The organism is Dickeya sp. Secpp 1600 (genome assembly GCF_003049805.1).
GTDB lineage: Bacteria > Pseudomonadota > Gammaproteobacteria > Enterobacterales > Enterobacteriaceae > Dickeya > Dickeya fangzhongdai.
On sequence record NZ_CP023484.1, the window covers coordinates 2688251 to 2710281 of the forward strand.

Consider the following 22031-nt stretch of genomic DNA (forward strand, 5'->3'; position numbering starts at 1 on the left):
AATTTCGCGTTGCGGGAAAGTGGCAAGTGAGCGCATCCCCAGTCAATGACCGGGATGAGTGAAAGCAGCCAGCAAGCCGGCAACCTGAAATATGACGGGTATAAACCGGTATTTCCCTACAGTAACAAGCTCACGACAAAACATGTCGTTTACAGAGAGATCAAGGCTATGATTCTAAATACATTCAATTTACAGGGCAAAGTGGCGCTGATCACCGGTTGCGATACCGGCCTGGGTCAGGGTATGGCTGTCGGTCTGGCTGAAGCGGGCTGTGACATCGTCGGCGTCAACATCGTTGAGCCGAAAGAAACCATCGAAAAAGTCACTGCCACAGGCCGTCGTTTCCTCAGCCTGACCGCTGACATGAGCGATATCTCCGGTCATGCCGCGCTGGTGGAAAAAGCCGTTGCCGAGTTCGGTAAAGTGGACATTCTGGTCAACAACGCCGGCATCATCCGTCGTGAAGACGCCATCGAGTTCAGCGAAAAGAACTGGGACGATGTGATGAATCTGAACATCAAGAGCGTATTCTTCATGTCGCAGACGGTTGCCCGTCAGTTCATCAAACAGGGTCATGGCGGTAAAATCATCAATATCGCATCCATGCTGTCCTTCCAGGGCGGTATCCGCGTACCGTCTTACACCGCTTCCAAGAGCGCGGTTATGGGGATCACCCGTCTGCTGGCCAACGAATGGGCAAAACATAACATCAACGTCAACGCGATTGCCCCCGGTTACATGGCGACCAACAACACCCAGCAACTGCGCGCCGACCAGGACCGCAGCAAAGAAATCCTGGACCGTATCCCGGCGGGTCGCTGGGGTCTGCCGCAGGACCTGCAGGGTCCGGCCGTGTTCCTGGCTTCCAGCGCGTCCGACTATGTGAACGGTTACACCATTGCCGTTGACGGCGGCTGGCTGGCTCGCTAAGTTTTTCCGCAAAATTTTTTTGTGATCAAAGGCACAATACTGAATTGTGCCTTTCTTTTATCTATCAGTAAGTTATCTTCCAACACTCTTTCCCTCCCGTTTCCAAATCTTCCATAAAAAATTTTCAAAACAACGTTCCGACTTTGATCACACTTTCGATATTGAGCGCATGACGAAAATAGAAGTTGGGCAATATAATCAATCAAAACAATGTTTCTATTTATAAGGAACTGTTTCGCACAGTTCTGAAAGAAGGTACTCCATGAGTATTTTTACTGATTTGAACACCAGCAGAAAATGGCAAATCGACCAATGGCTATCGGCGATTAACAGCCACATTGAAAAGATTCAGCAATACGGCCACAGCGCTGTCAACCCAACGCCGTTATTAGCTGACGGATTTGAGATAAAAACACAGTCTCCAGTTGTCTGGCAGTTTCCCGACGGCCATGATGCACCGATCTCTAACTTCGCCAGCCAGCAAAACTGGTTGCGGTTATTAATTTCCATGAGTGCCGTCACAGAAACAGAAAAATATCGTCAGATGGCGTTCTCTCAGAGCGAATATTTTCTGGATTGCTTTGTCGATGAAAATAGCGGACTTTTTTATTGGGGCGGCCACCGTTTTATTAATCTTGATACGCTGGCCGGCGAAGGTCCGGAATCCAAGTCGATGGTGCATGAATTAAAACACCATCTGCCCTATTATGAATTTCTGCATCAGGTGAATCCGGAAAAAACCCGCCATTTCATTCAGGGATTCTGGAATGCTCACGTAGAAGACTGGAGTTGCCTGGATCTGGGCCGCCACGGTGATTACGCCAAGCAACGCGATCCGGACGTGTTTCTGCATTCCCGACATGATGTGGTCACCCCAGCCAAATGGCCGGAATTGCCGCTGACCAAAGGACTGACCTTCGTCAATGCCGGCACCGACCTGATCTATGCCGCCTTCGTCTATGCGCGCCACACTGGCGACGCGCACGCGGCAGCCTGGGGTAAACACCTCTACCGCCAATATGTGCTGGCGCGTAACCCGGAAACCGGTATGCCGGTTTACCAGTTTAGCTCGCCCTTACAGCGCCAGCCGGTGCCGGCAGACGATAACCAGACCCAATCCTGGTTCGGTGACCGCGCCCAGCGGCAGTTCGGGCCTGAGTTTGGCGCCATTGCCCGTGAAGCCAACGTGCTGTTCCGCGACATGCGCCCGCTGCTGATTGATAACCCGCTGGCCATGCTCGATATTCTGCGCCATCAACCCGACGCCGAAATCCTGACATGGGTGATCGCCGGCCTGAAAAACTACTATCAGTACGCTTACGACGTTGACAGCAACAGCCTGCGTCCGATGTGGAACAATGGTCAGGACATGACCGGCTACTGCTTCAAACGCGACGGTTACTACGGCAAAGCCGGTACTGTGTTGAAGCCCTTCCCGCTGGAAGGCGACTACCTGCTGCCGCTGGTACGCGCCTGGCGCCTGAGCGACGATAACGACCTGTACACGCTGATCGTCACCATGCTGTCCCGGCTGGAAAAACAGGGTATCCATCAATCCGCTTCGCCTTTCCTGCTGCTGGCGATTACCGAGCTGGCGCAAGCCAAACAATCGGCGCAATGGGCGGAATATGCCTGGCAAATGGCGGAGATTTTATTTAAGCGTTATTTCCATCACGGTTTGTTCGTGCGTTCTGAACATCATCGCTATGTACGACTTGATGATCCTTTCCCAGCCATTCTGTTAACGCTGATCGCTGCCTGCAGAAATAAATGGCCGGAAGTTCCTGCTGTCCTGACACAAGGGGGATACATCCATGGAGATTATCGAATTAATGGGGAAAGCCGGGTTATTTACGACACGGAGTTTATTTACCCAGAAAAATTAATCCACTGATTTTATTTTTTACAGATTCACCATTACTAAAAGTAGGTAGGCATTATGAATGAAAACAGAATGCTGGGGTTAGCTTATATCTCCCCCTATATAATAGGGTTGATAGTTTTTACCGCTTTCCCCTTTCTTTCATCGTTTGTACTCAGTTTTACTGAGTATGATTTAATGAGTCCGCCCACATTCACCGGTCTGGAAAATTACCACCGGATGTTTATGGAGGACGATCTTTTCTGGAAATCCATGGGAGTCACCTTTGCTTATGTGTTCCTGACCATCCCGTTAAAACTGATTTTCGCACTGCTGATCGCGTTCGTGCTGAATTTCAAGTTACGTGGAATCGGTTTTTTCCGTACCGCCTACTACGTGCCGTCGATTCTTGGCAGTAGCGTAGCTATCGCCGTACTGTGGCGCGCCCTGTTCGCTATCGACGGGTTGCTGAACAGTTTTATCGGCGTTTTCGGGCTCGACCCGGTCAACTGGCTGGGCGAACCGTCGCTGGCGTTGATGTCGGTAACCCTGCTGCGCGTCTGGCAGTTTGGTTCCGCGATGGTGATCTTCCTGGCTGCGCTGCAAAACGTACCGCAATCCCAGTATGAAGCCGCGATGATCGACGGTGCCTCGAAATGGCAGATGTTCATGAAAGTGACCGTGCCGCTGATTACACCGGTTATCTTCTTCAACTTCATCATGCAGACGACGCAGGCGTTCCAGGAATTTACCGCGCCCTACGTCATTACCGGTGGTGGACCAACCCACTACACCTATCTGTTCTCGCTCTATATCTATGATACGGCCTTCAAGTATTTCGATATGGGGTACGGCGCAGCTCTGGCATGGGTGCTGTTCCTGGTGGTAGCCGTCTTCGCCGCTATCTCCTTCAAATCGTCTAAATACTGGGTGTTCTATTCCGCCGATAAAGGAGGAAAAAATGGCTGATATTCATTCCCCACTGTCTGCGCAGGCTATTGCAGCGGCAGAAGTTCGCCGTACGCTGCGCCGTGAAAAAATCAGCGCGGGCATCCGTTACACCATTCTGTTGGCTGTCGGCATTCTGATGCTCTACCCGCTGGCGTGGATGTTCTCGGCGTCGTTCAAACCGAACCATGAGATCTTCACCACCCTCAGTCTGTGGCCTGCACATGCGACCTGGGATGGCTTTATCAACGGCTGGAAAACCGGCACCGAATACAACTTCGGTCACTACATGATCAATACCTTCAAGTATGTGATTCCGAAGGTGGCGTTGACGGTGATCTCCTCCACCATCGTGGCTTACGGCTTCGCCCGGTTTGAGATTCCGTGGAAGAACTTCTGGTTCGCCACCCTGATCGCCACCATGCTGCTGCCGAGCACTGTGCTGTTGATTCCTCAGTACATCATGTTCCGCGAAATGGGCATGCTGAACAGCTACCTGCCGCTGTATGTGCCGGTTGCGTTCGCGACGCAAGGGTTCTTCGTATTCATGCTGATCCAGTTCCTGCGCGGCGTACCGCGCGATATGGAAGAAGCGGCGCAAATCGATGGCTGCAACTCCTGGCAGGTGTTGTGGTACGTAGTCGTGCCGATTCTGAAACCGGCCATTATTTCGGTCGCCCTGTTCCAGTTCATGTGGTCAATGAACGACTTTATCGGCCCGCTGATTTACGTTTACAGCGTGGACAAATACCCGATTGCGTTGGCTCTGAAAATGTCTATCGACGTTACGGAAGGCGCACCGTGGAACGAAATTCTGGCAATGGCGAGCATCTCCATTCTGCCGTCTATCATCATCTTCTTCATGGCTCAGCGCTACTTCGTTCAGGGCGTTACCAGCAGCGGAATTAAAGGTTAATTGAGGATTTATCATGGCTGAAGTCATTTTCAACAAACTGGAAAAAGTCTACTCCAACGGTTTCAAAGCAGTTCACGGTATCAACCTGACGATCAAAGACGGTGAATTCATGGTGATCGTAGGGCCGTCCGGCTGTGCGAAATCCACTACCCTGCGCATGCTGGCCGGGCTGGAAACCATCAGCGGCGGCGAAGTTCGCATCGGCGACAAGATCGTCAACAACCTGGCGCCGAAGGATCGCGGCATTGCGATGGTGTTCCAGAACTATGCGCTCTATCCGCACATGACGGTTCGCGAAAACCTGGCCTTCGGCCTGAAACTGAGCAAGATGCCGAAAGACAAGATCGAAGCGCAGGTTAACGAAGCGGCCAAGATTCTGGAACTGGAAGAGCTGATGGATCGCCTGCCGCGCCAGCTGTCCGGCGGTCAGGCCCAGCGTGTGGCGGTAGGTCGCGCCATCGTGAAAAAACCGGATGTGTTCCTGTTCGACGAACCGCTTTCCAACCTGGACGCCAAACTGCGCGCCTCAATGCGCATCCGTATTTCGGATCTGCATAAGCAGCTGAAAAAGAGCGGTCACCCGGCCACCAGCGTCTACGTTACCCACGACCAGACCGAAGCCATGACCATGGGCGATCGTATCTGCGTCATGAAGCTCGGCCACATCATGCAGGTGGATACGCCGGATAATCTCTATCACTTCCCGAAAAACATGTTCGTCGCCGGTTTTATCGGCGCACCGGAAATGAACATCAAACCGGGCAAGCTGCTGGAAGAAAACGGCCAGATCACGCTGCAGGTAGGCCAGTACACCATGGGCCTTAACCAAACCAAGCAGGATAAAGTTCGTGATTACATCGGCAAGGACATCTGCTTCGGTGTTCGCCCGGAATACGTCACGGTATCGGAAGCGCCTTTCGACGGCGGTCACTTCCAGGGCGAACTGGTGCGCGCCGAAAACATGGGCCACGAATTCTTTATGTACATCAAGGTCGATGGTTTTGAACTGACCAGCCGCATGCCTTCAGACGAAGCCCGGCTGATTATCAATAACAGAATGAATAGTAAGGTGTATTTCAAGTTTGATATGGATAAATGCCATATCTTTGATGCAAAAACAGAACAAAATATCTCTCTTTAAAGGAGTATAACCGATGAAAAAAGTAATCCTACGCACATTGATTGCCTCTTCTTTGGCGCTGATGGCACATCAGTCTTTCGCCGCTGACCAGGTTGACCTGCGCATGTCATGGTGGGGCGGCAACGGACGCCACCAGGTCACGCTGAAAGCCATCGAGGAATTCCAGAAACAGTACCCGAACATCAAAGTGAAGGCGGAATACACGGGTTGGGACGGGCATCTGTCCCGTTTGACCACCCAGATCGCTGGCAACACCGAACCGGACGTGATGCAGACCAACTGGAACTGGCTGCCCATTTTCTCCCGCACCGGTGACGGTTTCTACGACCTGAACAAGGTGAAGGACGTGCTGGATCTGTCGCAGTTTGAAGCCAAAGAACTGCAGGCCACCACGGTAGACGGCAAACTGAACGGGATTCCGATCTCCGTGACGGCGCGCGTGTTCTATTACAACACCGAAACCTGGAAGAAATCCGGTTTGACCGCCCCGAAAAACTGGGATGAGCTGCTGAACGCCGGTAAAGTGTTCAAGGAAAAGCTGGGCGACCAGTCCTACCCGCTGGTGCTGGAGCATCAGGACTCGCTGGCGCTGCTGAATTCCTACATGGTGCAGAAATACAACATTCCGGCGGTAGACGAGAAGAACAAGAAATTCTCTTATACCGACGCGCAATGGGTGGAATTCTTCCAGATGTACAAAAAAATGGTCGATGCCCACGTCATGCCGTCTGCGAAATATTACGCATCGTTCGGCAAGAGCAACATGTATGAAATGAAACCGTGGATTACCGGTGACTGGGGCGGCATATACATGTGGAACTCCACCATCAACAAGTACTCCGACAACCTGCAGCCGCCGGCCAAACTGGAACTGGGCGCCTACCCGATGTTGGCGGGTGCCAAGGAAGCGGGTCTGTTCTTCAAACCGGCCCAGATGTTGTCCATCGGCAAATCCACCAAGCACCCGAAAGAAGCGGCCATGCTGATCAACTACCTGTTGAACAACAAGGAAGGCATTCAGGCGCTGGGGCTGGAGCGTGGCGTGCCGTTGAGCAAAGCGGCTGTCGCCCAGTTGCGTGCCGATGGCGTCATCAAGGACAGCGACCCGTCGGTAGCCGGCCTGAATCTGGCATTGTCTTTGCCGCATGAAACCAAGACATCGCCTTATTTCGATGATCCGCAGATTGTTGCCCTGTTTGGCGATGCCATTCAATATATCGATTACGATCAGAAATCCGTGGAAGAAACGGCCAAATACTTCCAGCGTCAGGCCGATCGTATTCTGAAACGCGCCATGAAAGAATAATCTTTAATTGGCTGTCTGTTTTAAGCCCCGTGCTCTCCGCCGGGGCTTTTTTATTAAAAATGAAACAAAATGAATCATCCTGTCGATCATCGTCACAATTTGAAATCATTTTGAATTTATTGTGGTTCTAAAAGATCGAGATCACAAAACGATATTAAATAATCCATAAAATAGAACTTGTTCCATAAGAACACATCGACTTTATTTTTTTATTCTTTTCTTTATCTGTATATCTATAGGGAAAATACAATGAAGATTAAATTATTAACTTTGGCTGTTGCATCTCTGGTTAGCGTCAACGCTCTGGCTGTATCTATCGACTATCGTCATGAAATGCAGGATACCGCTAAAGCCGATCATAAAGATCGTCTGTTAATTTCTCACCGCTTTGCTAACGGTTTCGGATTATCTTCCGAAGTAAAATGGACACAATCCTCCAAGGATAATACGCCTAATAAGCCGTATAATGAGCAGGTGAGCAATGGTACAGAGGTCGTTGCCAGTTATGTATACAAATTCAACAACACTTTCTCTATCGAACCAGGTTTCTCTTTAGAATCAGGATCATCTAGCAACAACTACCGTCCATACCTCCGGGGTCGCGCTAATGTAACCGACGATCTGTCTGTTGCTCTGCGCTACCGTCCTTATTTCAAACGTAATAGCGGTAGTATTGGTAGCGCTTCAAGTACTACCGATAAAGGTTATACGCTGACCGGTAATATCGATTATACCTTCCTGAAGGATTACACCATCGGTTACGAGCTTGAGTACAAAAAAGGTACCTCTGGCGAGACTATTCTGGCCGACAATGATAATTACGATATTACCCATAACGTGAAATTGTCCTATAAATGGGACAAAAACTGGAAGCCGTATGTTGAAGTCGGCAACGTATCGGAAAGTAAAACAACCGATAACCGCCAGACTCGTTATCGCGTAGGCGTGCAGTACAGCTTCTGATAGCTGCCCGTGGCGCCGGAATATCGGCGCCAAAAATGGATAATAAATAACATGTCAATAGGCTGTTATTTATCATCCCGGCTAATCACCTGACGGGAATTAGCCAAACCATCAATTCGTCTTTTAAATTTCTGCGTCTATTTCCCTCCGAGGGAAATAATACCATTCGCCAATTTGGGTAAACATTTTGCTCTCTTCGATGAAATGTTTACCTGTTTTTTTATCCCCACCAGCGTCATACTAATTTCTATTAATCAAATAGGTAAACTGTCATGTCACTACGAAGGGTAATTGCAGGAACGCTTATGATGTCTGTCAGTGGACTCAGTCTCGCCGACACCATCTTCCCGGTATGGCCGCAGGGTGAAGCGCCTGGTGCGGCAACATCGTCAGTACAACAGCAGGTCGTTGAACGCAGTAAAGACCCTACCTTGCCAGACCGGGCCGTGACCGGTATCCGCAGCCCGGAAATCACGGTTTATGCACCGGAAAAGCCGAATGGCACAGCGTTGTTGATTACCCCCGGCGGCTCCTATCAGCGCGTGGTGCTGGACAAAGAAGGCAGCGATTTGGCGCCCTTTTTCACCCGGCAGGGTTACACCCTGTTCGTCATGACATACCGTATGCCGGGCGATGGTCATCAGGAAGGCGCGGATGCGCCACTGGCCGATGCCCAGCGCGCTATCCGCACGTTGCGGGCCCATGCCGCGCAATGGCACATTGACCCGCAACGCATTGGCATCATGGGCTTCTCTGCCGGCGGGCATGTCGCCGCCAGCCTGGGCACCCGCTTTGCGCAAACCGTTTACCCGGCGCAGGATGAGATCGACCATCTGAGCGCCCGCCCGGACTTTATGGTGCTGATGTACCCGGTCATCTCCATGCAGGAGGACATTGCGCACGCCGGCTCCCGTAAAGCGCTGATCGGCTCTCACCCCAGCGACGCGCAAGTCCAGCGCTACTCCGCGGAGAAACAGGTCAGCGCGAAAACTCCGCCGACATTTTTGGTCCACGCCATTGACGATCCTTCCGTATCGGTAGACAACAGTCTGGTGATGCTGGCGGCGCTACGCGCGCACCAGATTCCGGCAGAAATCCATCTGTTTGAACAGGGAAAACATGGGTTTGGTATCCGCGGCACGGTCGGATTGCCGGCCGCTATCTGGCCGCAACTGCTGGATAATTGGCTAACATCGCTGCCGTCAAAGAAAAATACGGCGAATCAACCGGATAAAACATAACTAGTTACACCGTCACACCTTCCGCCGTCTATCACAATCTCCTATACTGTATAAAATGACAGTTTTTGAGATGTTTCATGACCGCGGAAGGCCACCTCCTGTTTGCCGTAGCCAGCGCAATCTTCGCCAAAAAAGCAGAATTATCGCCCGTTCTGGCAGCCGGCGACTGGTGGCACATTATTCCCGCCGCCATGCTGACGGCGCTGCTGCCCGACATCGATCACCCGAAATCCATTCTGGGCCAGCGCCTGAAATGGATTTCGGTGCCGATCGCCAGGCTATGCGGTCACCGCGGTTTTACGCACAGCCTGCTGGCGATTCTGGCCGGCGTTTATGTTATCCGCACCCGGCTACCCGCAGACTGGCCGTTGCCGGGTGATGTTTACCACGCCATGATCGTAGGGTATTTGAGCCATATCGTCGCCGATATGCTGACTACTGCGGGCGTACCGTTGTTATGGCCCTGTCGCTGGCGCTTTCGTTTTCCCATCCTCAACAGCGACAAAGGAAATCAGCTGGAGCGATTACTGTGCGTAGGACTGATTCTGTTTATGCTATGGCAACCGCAACAACCGCTGGAATCCTGGCATTACGGCGAACCGGCGCGATGGCTGCAACAGTTCAGCCAGCAACTCCGTCAGTTGCTGACGCTCTAATCTGGCGCGTTATTCCATTCTTATCACCCCATGTTAGTTATCTCTATAACCGCGATATAAAAGACCTGCTATGCTACTGCGCTGGCTACGTTTCTCTGACCGTAGCCATTTTGAACATTAAAAAAGGAGTAGTGGGATGAATTTTCCGCTGATAATAAATGTGGTGGTTTTTGCTGTGTTGCTCTTCGCACTAGGGTATGGCGGTAATAAAAACTGGAGTCTGTCCAAAAAGGTGCTGCTGGGTCTGATCACCGGCGTCTTGTTTGGGTTGGTGTTGCATCTGATCTATGGCGACGACAATCCGGTCGTAAAGCAATCCATCGCCTGGTTTAACATCGTCGGCAACGGCTACGTACAATTACTGCAGATGATTGTGATGCCGCTGGTATTCGTTTCAATTCTCAACTCGGTTGCCCGGTTGCATAACGCCTCATCGCTGGGGAAAATCAGCCTGCTGGCGCTGGGCACGTTACTGTTGACCACCTTGATTGCCGCACTGATCGGTATCTTCGTCACCAACCTGTTTGGCCTTACCGCCACAGGACTGGTACAAGGCGCGCAGGAAAGCGCTCGTCTGTCTACGATCCAGAATAGCTATGCCGGCAAAGTCGCGGACCTGAGCGTCCCGCAGTTGCTGCTGTCGTTTATCCCCAAAAACCCGTTTGCCGACCTGACCGGCGCCAACCCGACCTCAATTATCAGCGTGGTGATTTTCGCTGCGTTTCTCGGCGTCGCCGCGCTGCACCTGCTGAAAGACGATGCGGTAAAAGGCGAACGCGTGCTGACGGCCATTGATACGCTGCAATCCTGGGTGATGAAGCTGGTCCGCCTGGTGATGCGTCTCACGCCTTATGGCGTTATGGCGCTGATGACCAAAATGGTCGCCAGTTCTAACCTGCAGGACATCCTCAAGCTGGGCGGCTTTGTCGTGGCGTCCTATCTCGGACTGGGACTGATGTTTGGCGTACATGCCGTGCTGCTGGCGCTGACAGGCGTGAACCCGGCTCGTTTCTACCGTAAGGTTTGGCCGGTACTGAGCTTCGCCTTCACCAGCCGCTCCAGCGCAGCCACCATTCCGCTGAATATTGAGGCTCAGACGCGCCGTATCGGCGTACCGGAATCTATCGCCAGCTTTGCCGCTTCCTTTGGTACTACCATCGGCCAGAACGGCTGTGCCGGGCTTTATCCGGCTATGCTGGCGGTCATGGTCGCGCCGACGGTAGGCATCAACCCGTGGGATCCGATGTGGATTGCCACTCTGGCAGGCATCGTGACGCTCAGCTCGGCAGGCGTGGCCGGTGTCGGCGGCGGCGCGACTTTCGCCGCGCTGATTGTCCTGCCCGCTATGGGCCTGCCGGTGACGCTGGTTGCCCTGCTGATTTCCATTGAACCGTTGATCGACATGGGGCGTACCGCGCTGAACGTCAGCGGCTCGATGACAGCAGGCACCATTACCAGCCAGTTGCTGAAGCAAACCGATAAAACCGTGTTCAATCAGGACGACGACGCCGCATTGACGCAGCGTTAGTTCTTTCTGTCATGGCATAAAAAATGCCGGAGCGGTTTCCCCCTCCGGCATTTTTTTACGCTCCGATCAGAGTTTCGGATTGGTGTCATATTCCTGACAACTCTGGAATCCTTTGTTCAACACATGGCCGGTTTCATCAAAGCTGACGAAGTAGTACTGAATCTTGCCGTCACGTGTGCCGAGTACATAGGTATTACAGGTGCCGCGGGCGTGAATCATCGTGGCCTCCGTCGATGCGGGACCGGCAATCCGGTTCACTTCCTGGCGGCTCATGCCTTTTTTCACATCCTTCACTACCGGTTTGGTGAGGAAATTTTCCGCACGATCATAAGCGACACAGCCAGAAAGCATCAGCGCACTTGCCGCGATACACATGAGTAAACGATTTTTCTTCATGGCATGACCTCATTGGCTATCGGTGTTGCTAAGACTAGATAGCAACCGCGGCTTTTTCAAATCGGCCGCGTTTTTTCAACAGGCTGATAGTTGGCGAAAAAGCCCCCGGTTCGATGTAAAACCTCCGGCTTTCTCTTGTTCTTTTGTTCCGCCGGAATTAACGTTACCCTTTGGTGATGTGAATAATTATTCTGGCACATCAATAGGTTCAGGAGGGGGTGACATGTCATTACAGCAGGAAATCATTCAGGCGCTCGGGGTGAAAAGCACCATCGATCCGGCGCAGGAAGTTCGGGTGAGCGTTGATTTTTTAAAGAATTATCTGAAGGCGCATCCGTTCGCCAAAAGCCTGGTACTGGGGCTCAGCGGCGGACAGGACTCGACGCTCACCGGTAAATTATGTCAGACGGCTATCACCGAATTGCGCGAAGAAACCGGCAAAACCGATTATCAGTTCATCGCGGTACGCTTACCGTATGGCGTGCAGGCCGATGAGCAGGACTGTCAGGACGCCATCCAATTTATCCAGCCGGACCGGGTGTTGACCGTTAATATCAAACCGGCGGTGGACGCCAGCGAAGCGACGTTGCGCGCCATCGGCATCGAGCTGTCTGATTTCGTCAAAGGTAACGAAAAGGCGCGCGAACGCATGAAAGCCCAGTACAGTATTGCGGGCATGAACGCCGGTCTGGTCGTCGGAACCGATCACGCGGCGGAAGCGGTCACCGGCTTTTTCACCAAATACGGCGATGGCGGCACCGACATCAACCCGATTTTCCGCCTCAACAAGCGCCAGGGCAAAGCGCTGCTCAAACTGCTGGGCTGCCCGTCACACCTTTATACCAAGGCGCCGACGGCCGATCTGGAGGACGACCGTCCATCCCTGCCGGATGAAGTAGCGCTGGGCGTAACCTACGAGAAAATCGACGACTATCTGGAAGGCAAGCAACTTGACCCAATAGATACCGCGATTATCGAAACCTGGTATCGCAGAACCGAGCACAAGCGCCGTCCTCCTGTTACCGTGTTTGATGATTTCTGGCGTTGATGACTGCACGGCGTTAGACCCGGAACATTCATCCCAGAGCCAAAACATTCATGCGGATACCGCCTGGTATCCGCCTTTTTATGCCATGCCATAACGATAACCCTTTGATGATAGCCATAACCCCTTATCGCGCCACGCTGGCCGGCCTGTTGGCGATTATGCTCTGGAGCACCTCTGTTGGCCTGATTCGCAGCCTGACCGAGGCGCTGGGCGCGTTAGGCGGCGCTGCCATGATCTATACCACCAGCGCCCTCTTCCTGCTGTTATTCGGGCATCGTCCCACATTTCGTTCCCACTCAAAAATCTACCTGCTGCTCGGCGGCGCGCTGTTTGTCAGCTACGAAATCTGTTTCTCGCTGTCGATTGGGCTGGCGCAAAATCGGATGCAGGCGATGGAATTGGGAATGATCAATTACCTATGGCCCTGCCTGACGATTCTGTTTTCGCTGTTTATCAATCAACAGAAAAGCCGGTTTTGGCTGTGGCCGGGTCTGGCCTTGTCGGTAACGGGGGTCCTGTGGATTCTGAAGGGCGATGGCGACTGGTCGCCCGCGCTGATGTGGCGGAATATCAGCGCCAATCCGCTGGCCTATGGCATGGCGCTGATCGCGGCGCTGGTCTGGGCGTTGTACTGTAACGTTTCACGCCGCTTCGGCAACGGAAAAAGCGGCATCCTGCTGTTTTTCATCACCGTTTCCGCCGTCCTGTGGGGGAAGTATTTGCTCAGCGACGCGCCCGGTTTTTCCTTCCCGGCGCAAACCCTGCTGGAACTGTTGTTCATCGGCGGCTCCACCGCGCTGGCCTATGCCGCCTGGGATGTCGGTATTCAACGTGGCAACATGGCGCTACTGGCAACCGCGTCTTACTTTACGCCGATACTCACGACGCTGATGGCGGCATTGTGGCTGCAAACCGTACCTACCTTCACTTTCTGGCAAGGCGTCATCATGGTGACGCTGGGATCGCTGCTTTCGTGGCTGGCCACGCGCTCAACCGGTTAATCTGCCTCAGAACACGGTTCCCGTGTTAAATTGCATGTATTATACAATTTAACACAACCACGAGAGCGCCACGATGTCCTCTTCTTCCGGCAAACGTATCCAGCGTGAAATCCAAACGATTCAGGCGATGCTCACGCTGTATGAAAACGCGTTCCCTGCTCCGGCGGATGACGCGGACTACTATGCCAAACTGCGCGATTACGCGCTGAACCGGCTGCAAAAATGCTATTACGGTGAAAACAAACCCGCCTGTAAACAGTGCCCAATCCACTGCTACCAGCCGGCAAAACGGGAAGCCATCAAAGTGGTTATGCGCTGGGCGGGACCGAGAATGCTGTTGTATCACCCGATACTGGCTATCCGCCACCTGTTGGATGACCGTAAACCTGCGCCTGCTGCGCCGCAACGTCCGCGCACAGGGGAAAGACCTGAATCGCCCGCCTCACTTTCAGACGATTCTGCAAAAGAAAAAGGCCGCTAATGCGGCCTTTTTGTCAAATCAAGACACTTTTTGCCAAATCAAGACACTTTGGGTGAAGCATTTTCCACCCTGCTCTTCAATTTCTGCCCTGGACGGAACGTGACGACCCGACGCGCCGTAATCGGAATATCTTCGCCGGTTTTTGGGTTACGTCCCGGGCGCTGGTTCTTGTCCCGCAAATCAAAGTTGCCAAACCCCGACAACTTAACCTGCTCACCATTCTCCAGAGCGCGCCGAACTTCTTCGAAAAACAACTCGACGAGCTCTTTGGCATCCCGTTTGCTGAGCCCAAGCTTTTCAAACAGGTATTCAGACATTTCAGCTTTAGTAAGCGCCATAGGTTAATCCCTCAAGGATGCTTGGAATCGCTGTTTTAGTGCTGCTACGCATTGCGCAACGGTAGCGGCAATTTCCTCTTCTGCCAGTGTACGAGCGGTATCCTGCAATACCAGACTAATAGCCAGACTCTTATACCCTTCCGCTACGCCCTTGCCCCGGTACACGTCAAATAAGTTTACGCCAACTAACTGATTTGCGCCAACTTTCTTGCACTCGGCCAAAACGTCGCCCGCCGGCACGCTTTCAGCCACCACCACAGCAATATCACGGCGATTCGCCGGGAAACGGGAAATGTCCGCCGCCTCAGGCACCACACGCTCGGCAAGCTTGTCCCACAGGACTTCAAACACCACGGTGCGCCCGTTCAGATCCAGCTTGCGTTCCAGCTCCGGGTGAATCACGCCGATATAACCGATGCGCTCGCCAGCCAGATAAACGGCCGCAGTCTGTCCCGGATGCAACGCCGGATGGCTTTCGGACCGGAACTCAAGCGCAGACAGTTTCCCGGTCAATGCCAATACGGCTTCCAAATCACCTTTTAAATCATAGAAGTCAACCGCCTGACGCGCCAGATCCCAGTGTTCTTCGTAACGGGTGCCGGTAATCACGCCCGCCAGCATGGTTTCCTGACGCACACCCAAATCGGCGCTCTGATCCGGAACAAAGCGCAGGCCGCTCTCAAACAGGCGCAACCGGCTTTGCTGGCGGTTCTGGTTATACACCACCGCTCCCAGCAGACCGCTCCACAGCGACAGGCGCATCGCGGACATTTCCACCGAAATCGGGCTCGGCAGAATCAGCGCCTCTTCACCGGGGTGAATCAGCGACTGAATTTTGGGATCGACAAAACTGTACGTGATCGCTTCCTGGAAGCCGTGATCGACCAGCAGGGTTTTCACGCGCTTAAGCGCCAGATCCGCCTCGCGATGTTGCGTCATCTTCAACGGCGCCTGAGTAGGAATATTCGGAATGTTGTTGTAGCCGTAAACACGCGCTACTTCTTCCACCAAATCTTCCTCAATCTCCATGTCGAAACGCCAGCTCGGCGCCGCCGCCTGCCAGCCATCGGCAGTTTTGGTTACCTGGCAACCCAGACGATTCAGAATATCGCTGACTTTCTCATCGGAAATCACATGACCGATCAGACGATCCAGCTTGTCGCGACGCAATGTGATAGTGGCGCGTGCCGGCAGGTCTTTCTCGCTGACGACTTCCACCACCGGACCGGCCTCACCGCCGCAGATATCCAGCAGCAGACGGGTTGCTCGCTCCATCGCCTGATGTTGCAATGCCGGGTCCACGCCGCGCTCATAGCGGTGCGACGCATCAGTATGCAGGCCGTAACGGCGCGCACGCCCCGTGATCGACAGCGGATTAAAGTAAGCGCACTCCAGCAGCACATCCTGCGTGTCGCCATTCACACCGGAATGCTCGCCGCCGAAGATGCCGCCCATAGCCAGCGCTTTCTGATGATCGGCAATCACCAGGGTGTCGGCGCTCAGCGTAGCGTCAGTGCCGTCCAGCAGACGCAGGATTTCCCCTTCTTTCGCCATGCGCACCACGATGCCGCCTTCCAGACGGTTAAGATCGAACGCATGCATCGGCTGCCCCAGTTCCAGCAGCACATAGTTGGTGACATCCACGACCGGATCGATAGAGCGGATACCGCAACGACGCAATTTTTCGCGCATCCACAGCGGCGTGGCGGCCTTTACGTTGATTCCCTTAACCACTCGTCCCAGATAGCGCGGACATGCTTCAGTCGCATCCACCTGAATCGGGAAACGGTCGGCGATGGTCGCGCTCACCGGCTCGATAGCCGGCGCAGCCAGCGCCTGCTCATTCAGCACCGCGACGTCACGCGCCACGCCCAGAATCCCCAGGCAATCGGCACGGTTCGGGGTCACGCTGATTTCGATGGTATTGTCATCCAGCTTCAGGTACTCGCGGATGTCAGTGCCCAGCGGCGCGTCAGCCGGCAATTCGATAATGCCGCTGTGATCGTCGGAGATCCCCAGTTCGGAGAAGGAGCACAACATCCCTTCAGACGGTTCGCCGCGCAGCTTGGCCGCCTTGATTTTGAAATCGCCCGGCAGAACGGCGCCCACGGTAGCCACCGCGACTTTGAGGCTCTGACGGCAATTAGGCGCGCCGCAAACGATATCCAGCAAACGATCGCCGCCGACGTTGACTTTCGTCACCCGCAATTTGTCCGCGTTCGGATGCTGTGCGCACTCCACCACTTCCCCAACAACCACGCCGTGGAATGAGCCTGCAACCGGCTCAACGCCGTCCACTTCCAGACCGGCCATGGTGATTTGTTCAGATAAGGCATCGCTGCTGATGGCTGGGTTAACCCATTCCCGTAACCAGAGTTCACTGAATTTCATGTTGATTCCTGCCTTATTTAAACTGTTTGAGGAAGCGTAAATCGTTTTCGAAGAAGGCGCGCAGGTCCGTCACGCCATAACGCAGCATGGTCAGGCGCTCCATCCCCATACCGAAGGCAAAACCGGAGTACACTTCCGGGTCGATGCCGACGTTACGCAACACGTTCGGGTGCACCATGCCGCATCCCAGCACTTCAAGCCATTTGCCGTTCTTGCCCATCACATCCACTTCGGCGGACGGTTCGGTGAACGGGAAATAGGACGGACGAAAACGCACCTGCAAATCTTCCTCAAAGAAATTGCGCAGGAAATCATGCAGCGTTCCCTTCAGGTTGGTGAAGCTGATGTCTTTATCCACGATCAACCCTTCCATCTGATGGAACATCGGAGTGTGGGTCTGATCGTAGTCGTTACGGTAAACACGGCCTGGCGCGATGATGCGAATCGGCGGCTGTTGTTTCTGCATGGTGCGGATCTGCACCCCGGAGGTCTGGGTACGCAGCAGGCGCTTGGCGTCGAACCAGAAGGTATCGTGATCGGCGCGTGCCGGGTGGTGACCCGGAATATTCAGCGCGTCGAAGTTGTGGTAATCGTCTTCAATTTCCGGACCGGACGCCACCGCAAACCCCAGTTCGCCAAAGAAGGTTTCGATGCGATCGATGGTACGGGTGATCGGGTGCAGGCCACCGTTTTCAATCGTGCGACCCGGCAGAGAGACGTCAATGGTTTCCGCCGCCAGACGCGCATTCAATTCAGCGCCTTCCAGCGCCTGCTTGCGCGCATTCAGCGCATCCTGCACTTCCTGCTTCGCCTGATTGATAACCGCTCCCGCGGCAGGACGTTCTTCAGCAGGCAGCTCGCGCAGCGAGGTCATCTGAAGGGTTAAGTGACCTTTTTTGCCCAGAAACTCGACGCGCACATTTTCCAGTGCGGCGACGTCTCCAGCCTGTTCTATGGCTGTTCTGGCTTTGGCAACCAGTTCTGCGAGATGTTGCATTGCATTCCTCTTCTTCTGCCTGTATGGCCGACAATCATGATTGGAAAGATACGGTTTTCAGTGCGCCGGACGTTAACACTACCCACGGATTCAGGAATCGGGTCCAATAAAAAAGCCTCCACAGAGGAGGCTTAGGCGCTACTTTTCGTTTCTATTCTTACGCGCAAAGCCCCCGACGTTCAGGCGCTAAAGTAAAAAAAGAAACGGAAAATAGCAGCGTTCATACTTGCGTTACCTTATCGTTGTTTAGCTAATTATTGTCTAACCCGTTGACAATATACCAATTTCACTCTTTCTGAAAGTTTTTCGTCGGCAATTGCGGGGGGGTGTCAGCTTCCAACCGTCATCAAAGACGAAAAGAGGGAGACAAGCTCCCTCTTTCACTGACTTACGCCAGAGCTGATTTCGCTTTTTCAACCAGTGCGCTGAACGCCACTTTGTCGAATACGGCGATGTCAGCCAGAATCTTACGGTCAATTTCAACAGAGGCTTTTTTCAGGCCATTGATGAATTTGCTGTAAGACAAGCCATTCTGGCGGGCTGCTGCATTGATACGTGCAATCCACAGCTGGCGGAATTGACGCTTACGCTGACGACGGTCACGGTAAGCGTACTGACCAGCTTTGATTACTGCCTGGAAGGCAACACGATAAACGCGCGAACGGGCACCGTAGTAACCTTTCGCTTGTTTCAGGATCTTTTTGTGACGTGCGCGAGCAACCACACCACGTTTTACGCGAGCCATATGCTCTCTCCTAAAGTCTTATTCTGAATTAAAAAAAGGTTACTTATGCGTAAGGCAGACATGCTGCAACCAAGCCCAGATCTCCTTTGGAAACCATAGCTTTCGGACGCAGATGACGTTTACGTTTAGTCGCTTTTTTGGTCAGAATATGACGCAGGTTAGCATGCTTACGCTTGAAACCACCGCTGGCGGTTTTTTTGAAGCGTTTAGCGGCGCCACGTACAGTTTTAATCTTTGGCATTGTTATTTCCACTTCGCATTGTTAAACAATGAATCAGAGAAGGCGAACAAAAACCGCGCCACACGAAGGCAGCGCGGAACGTGTTACTTGAGTGCCTTACTGTTTCTTCTTCGGTGCCAGCACCATAATCATCTGACGCCCTTCGATCTTACTCGGGAACGACTCGACGACAGACAATTCACTCAGGTCGTCACGAATGCGGTTAAGCATTTCGATGCCGATCTGCTGGTGCGCCATTTCACGGCCGCGGAAACGCAGCGTGATTTTAGCTTTGTCACCATCTTCCAGAAAGCGAACCAGGTTGCGTAGTTTGACCTGATAGTCGCCATCATCGGTACCAGGTCGGAATTTGATTTCCTTAACCTGAATAACTTTTTGCTTCTTCTTCTGTTCTTTAGTGGCCTTACTCTTCTCATAGAGGAACTTGCCGTAATCCATGATTCGGCAAACCGGCGGCTCGGCGTTCGGGCTGATTTCAACTAAATCAACTCCTGCTTCCTCAGCTTTCTCTAACGCTTCATTCAGGCTGACAATACCGAGCTGTTCGCCATCAACGCCTGTCAGACGTACCTCTTGTGCGCGAATTTCTCTGTTGATGCGATTAGGACGCGCCGGTTGAACTCGTTTTCCGCCTTTAATACCTTATTCCTCCAACTGATGAAGACTACGGCTGCGAATCTCTTCCTGCAGCTTCGTGATTACTTCACTGACGTCCATGCTTCCCAGGTCCTTGCCGCGGCGGGTACGGACAGCCACTTTGCCTGCCTCCACCTCTTTGTCGCCACAAACAAGCATATAGGGAACACGCCGTAAAGTGTGCTCGCGGATTTTAAAGCCTATCTTCTCATTTCTCAAGTCTGCTTTAACGCGAATTCCCGCATCTTGCAATTTTCTTGTCAATTCGCTGACATAATCAGACTGTGTATCAGTGATATTCATCACCACGACCTGTACCGGCGCCAGCCAGGTTGGGAAGAAGCCCGCGAATTCTTCGGTCAGAATCCCGATAAAGCGCTCCATCGACCCCAGTATCGCACGGTGAATCATCACCGGTACCTGACGCTCGTTGTTTTCGCCGACATAAGATGCGCTCAGACGCCCCGGCAGCGAGAAGTCAAGCTGCACCGTACCGCACTGCCAGGCGCGATCCAGGCAGTCATGCAGGGTGAACTCGATTTTCGGACCGTAAAACGCGCCCTCGCCCGGCTGATAGTCAAACGGAATGCCGTTTTCAGTCAGCGCAGCCGCCAGATCTTCTTCCGCGCGATCCCACATGTCATCGCTGCCGATACGTTTTTCAGGACGCGTTGACAGTTTCACCACGATTTTTTCAAAACCGAAGGTGCTGTACATGTCGTACACCATCTTGATGCAGCTGTTTACTTCATCGCGCACCTGCTCTTCGGTACAGAAGATGTGGGCATCATCCTGCGTAAAGCCGCGCACGCGCATCAAGCCATGCAGGGAGCCTGACGGCTCGTTACGATGGCAACTGCCGAACTCCGCCATACGCAGCGGCAGGTCGCGGTAGGATTTCAGCCCCTGATTGAAGATCTGCACGTGGCCCGGGCAGTTCATCGGTTTGATGCAGTATTCACGGTTTTCAGACGACGTCGTGAACATGGCCTCTTTGTAGTTTTCCCAATGGCCGGTTTTTTCCCACAGCACACGGTCCATCATGAACGGACCTTTTACTTCCTGATATTGGTACTCTTTGAGCTTCATGCGCACAAAGGCTTCCAGCTCGCGGAAAATCGTCCAGCCATCGTTATGCCAGAACACCATGCCCGGCGCTTCTTCCTGCATGTGATACAGGTCCAGCTGTTTACCGATTTTACGGTGGTCGCGCTTGGCGGCTTCTTCAAGGCGTTGCAGATAAGCGCTCAGCTGTTTCTTGTCTGCCCAAGCGGTGCCATAAATGCGCTGCAGCATTTTATTCTTGCTGTCGCCGCGCCAGTAAGCGCCGGACGTTTTCTGCAGTTTGAAATGATGGCAGAAACGCATGTTCGGTACGTGCGGCCCACGGCACATATCGATATATTCTTCGTGGTGGTATAACCCTGGGCGGTCATCATGGCTGATATTTTCATCCAGAATCGCCACTTTGTAGCTTTCGCCACGCGCTACAAATGTATCACGCGCTTCCTGCCAACTGACTTTTTTCTTGATAACGTCGTAATCTTTGCCCGCCAGTTCATGCATCCGCTTTTCAAGCAGGTCCAGATCTTCCTGAGTCAGGGTGCGGTCCAGATCAACGTCATAATAGAAACCGTTGTCGATCACCGGGCCAATCGCCATTTTGGTGTCCGGCCACAGCTGCTTGATGGCATGACCCAGCAAGTGCGCGCAGGAATGGCGAATAATTTCCATCCCCTCTTCATCTTTGGCCGTGATGATGGACAGCTGTACGTCGGACTCAATCAAATCGACGGCGTCAACCAGCTCACCATTGACCCGGCCGGCAACGCAGGCTTTCGCCAGACCCGGGCCGATATCCAGTGCGACATCAAGAGGAGAAACGGCATGGTCATAATGACGCTGACTGCCGTCAGGAAGCGTAATAACAGGCATGTAAATTCCCTTATTTGCAGTGGTGAGCCACACGAAAGCTCACGTGCAAAAGATATTTGCGTTTGATTTAGGTGGTCGGTGGAAAAGGATTTAACCCACAATTGTTAAATCAGTTCCGCCCTGTCGTCAGGTGGCATGGCAATGGTCACGGCGTGACACTTCAACGGGATAACGCGCCAATGCCTTAACCCGACGGCGTAGAGTAGCACCATGCTCCTGGGGATGCCACCCATCCGGTCAAAACAGGCGGCAGAAATACGGATTGACGTCATTGAGATACGGGCGAAGACCCGTCATTACAGCGGGTCTTGTTGATACCCTCGGCAATATGC

General features: G+C 53.0%; 22 protein-coding genes and 1 other annotated feature. Of the genes, 13 read left to right on the top strand and 9 right to left on the bottom strand.

Annotated features, from left to right (window positions below; translation table 11 throughout):
• Positions 1–168: 168 nt before the first annotated feature.
• From kduD to CPA59_RS12055, 10 genes are all read left to right on the top strand, one after another.
• A complete protein-coding gene (gene kduD / locus CPA59_RS12010) occupies positions 169–930 on the top strand; it encodes a 2-dehydro-3-deoxy-D-gluconate 5-dehydrogenase KduD (RefSeq protein ID WP_038668473.1) in 762 nt (253 codons plus the stop codon).
• A 262-nt stretch (positions 931–1192) separates the two neighbouring features.
• Positions 1193–2824, top strand: coding sequence for a pectate disaccharide-lyase PelW (gene pelW, locus CPA59_RS12015; protein ID WP_107759489.1), 1632 nt, complete (start codon positions 1193–1195; stop codon positions 2822–2824).
• Positions 2825–2869: 45 nt separating this feature from the next.
• A complete protein-coding gene (locus CPA59_RS12020) occupies positions 2870–3760 on the top strand; it encodes a carbohydrate ABC transporter permease (RefSeq protein ID WP_038919172.1) in 891 nt (296 codons plus the stop codon).
• Positions 3753–4655 (top strand): carbohydrate ABC transporter permease, encoded by a 903-nt coding sequence (locus tag CPA59_RS12025; RefSeq protein ID WP_038658343.1) that lies wholly within the window; start codon positions 3753–3755, stop codon positions 4653–4655. Before CPA59_RS12020 ends, CPA59_RS12025 begins: the two co-directional genes overlap by 8 nt.
• A 13-nt stretch (positions 4656–4668) precedes the next feature.
• Positions 4669–5796 carry an ABC transporter ATP-binding protein gene (locus CPA59_RS12030; protein WP_038658340.1) on the top strand — a complete coding sequence of 376 codons (1128 nt, stop codon included), beginning with the start codon at positions 4669–4671 and terminating at the stop codon, positions 5794–5796.
• A 13-nt stretch (positions 5797–5809) separates the two neighbouring features.
• Positions 5810–7102 (top strand): ABC transporter substrate-binding protein, encoded by a 1293-nt coding sequence (locus CPA59_RS12035; protein ID WP_038919173.1) that lies wholly within the window; start codon positions 5810–5812, stop codon positions 7100–7102.
• A 249-nt stretch (positions 7103–7351) separates the two neighbouring features.
• A complete protein-coding gene (kdgM, locus tag CPA59_RS12040; RefSeq protein WP_038658334.1) occupies positions 7352–8065 on the top strand; it encodes an oligogalacturonate-specific porin KdgM in 714 nt (237 codons plus the stop codon).
• 272 nt (positions 8066–8337) lie between these two features.
• Complete coding sequence (paeX, locus tag CPA59_RS12045) at positions 8338–9306, top strand: pectin acetylesterase PaeX (protein WP_038919174.1); 969 nt, start codon at positions 8338–8340, stop codon at positions 9304–9306.
• A gap of 77 nt (positions 9307–9383) precedes the next feature.
• Positions 9384–9962 carry a metal-dependent hydrolase gene (locus CPA59_RS12050; protein WP_038658328.1) on the top strand — a complete coding sequence of 193 codons (579 nt, stop codon included), beginning with the start codon at positions 9384–9386 and terminating at the stop codon, positions 9960–9962.
• A 136-nt stretch (positions 9963–10098) separates the two neighbouring features.
• Positions 10099–11490 carry an L-cystine transporter gene (locus CPA59_RS12055; RefSeq protein WP_038919175.1) on the top strand — a complete coding sequence of 464 codons (1392 nt, stop codon included), beginning with the start codon at positions 10099–10101 and terminating at the stop codon, positions 11488–11490.
• 66 nt (positions 11491–11556) lie between these two features.
• Here the strand turns inward: CPA59_RS12055 and osmE are convergent, their stop codons facing one another.
• The gene (gene osmE, locus CPA59_RS12060; RefSeq protein ID WP_038658322.1) at positions 11557–11886 is read right to left on the bottom strand and encodes an osmotically-inducible lipoprotein OsmE; all 330 of its coding nucleotides are present in this window, start codon (positions 11884–11886) and stop codon (positions 11557–11559) included.
• Positions 11887–12109: 223 nt separating this feature from the next.
• On the opposite strand from osmE, the gene nadE reads away from it, so the two are divergent.
• The 3 genes from nadE to CPA59_RS12075 all read left to right on the top strand — a co-directional run bounded on the left by nadE (position 12110) and on the right by CPA59_RS12075 (position 14416).
• A complete protein-coding gene (nadE, locus tag CPA59_RS12065) occupies positions 12110–12934 on the top strand; it encodes an ammonia-dependent NAD(+) synthetase (protein WP_038919176.1) in 825 nt (274 codons plus the stop codon).
• Between the two features lie 107 nt (positions 12935–13041).
• On the top strand, positions 13042–13935 hold the full coding sequence (gene yddG / locus CPA59_RS12070) for an aromatic amino acid DMT transporter YddG (RefSeq protein ID WP_107760827.1): 894 nt from the start codon (positions 13042–13044) through the stop codon (positions 13933–13935).
• 73 nt (positions 13936–14008) lie between these two features.
• On the top strand, positions 14009–14416 hold the full coding sequence (locus tag CPA59_RS12075) for a nitrous oxide-stimulated promoter family protein (protein ID WP_049853735.1): 408 nt from the start codon (positions 14009–14011) through the stop codon (positions 14414–14416).
• Between the two features lie 38 nt (positions 14417–14454).
• On the opposite strand, the gene ihfA is transcribed toward CPA59_RS12075, so the two are convergent.
• The 8 genes from ihfA to thrS all read right to left on the bottom strand — a co-directional run bounded on the left by ihfA (position 14455) and on the right by thrS (position 21699).
• The gene (ihfA, locus tag CPA59_RS12080; RefSeq protein WP_035341598.1) at positions 14455–14754 is read right to left on the bottom strand and encodes an integration host factor subunit alpha; all 300 of its coding nucleotides are present in this window, start codon (positions 14752–14754) and stop codon (positions 14455–14457) included.
• A gap of 3 nt (positions 14755–14757) precedes the next feature.
• Entirely contained in the window at positions 14758–17145 is a 2388-nt protein-coding gene (gene pheT / locus CPA59_RS12085) for a phenylalanine--tRNA ligase subunit beta (RefSeq protein ID WP_107759491.1), read from the bottom strand.
• Positions 17146–17158: 13 nt separating this feature from the next.
• Positions 17159–18142, bottom strand: a complete 984-nt coding sequence (pheS, locus tag CPA59_RS12090; protein WP_033570774.1) for a phenylalanine--tRNA ligase subunit alpha — start codon at positions 18140–18142, stop codon at positions 17159–17161.
• Between the two features lie 105 nt (positions 18143–18247).
• Positions 18248–18372: a sequence feature (Phe leader region), on the bottom strand.
• The gene (gene pheM / locus CPA59_RS22890) at positions 18322–18366 is read right to left on the bottom strand and encodes a pheST operon leader peptide PheM (protein ID WP_106120997.1); all 45 of its coding nucleotides are present in this window, start codon (positions 18364–18366) and stop codon (positions 18322–18324) included. Its footprint overlaps the feature before it by 45 nt.
• A 158-nt stretch (positions 18373–18530) precedes the next feature.
• Positions 18531–18887: a 50S ribosomal protein L20 gene (gene rplT / locus CPA59_RS12095; RefSeq protein ID WP_012769671.1), complete on the bottom strand. Its 357-nt coding sequence runs from the start codon at positions 18885–18887 to the stop codon at positions 18531–18533.
• A 43-nt stretch (positions 18888–18930) separates the two neighbouring features.
• On the bottom strand, positions 18931–19128 hold the full coding sequence (rpmI, locus tag CPA59_RS12100) for a 50S ribosomal protein L35 (protein WP_012769670.1): 198 nt from the start codon (positions 19126–19128) through the stop codon (positions 18931–18933).
• 96 nt (positions 19129–19224) lie between these two features.
• Positions 19225–19767, bottom strand: a complete 543-nt coding sequence (gene infC / locus CPA59_RS12105; RefSeq protein ID WP_071605205.1) for a translation initiation factor IF-3 — start codon at positions 19765–19767, stop codon at positions 19225–19227.
• A 3-nt stretch (positions 19768–19770) separates the two neighbouring features.
• A complete protein-coding gene (thrS, locus tag CPA59_RS12110) occupies positions 19771–21699 on the bottom strand; it encodes a threonine--tRNA ligase (protein ID WP_038919180.1) in 1929 nt (642 codons plus the stop codon).
• Positions 21700–22031 lie beyond the last annotated feature (332 nt).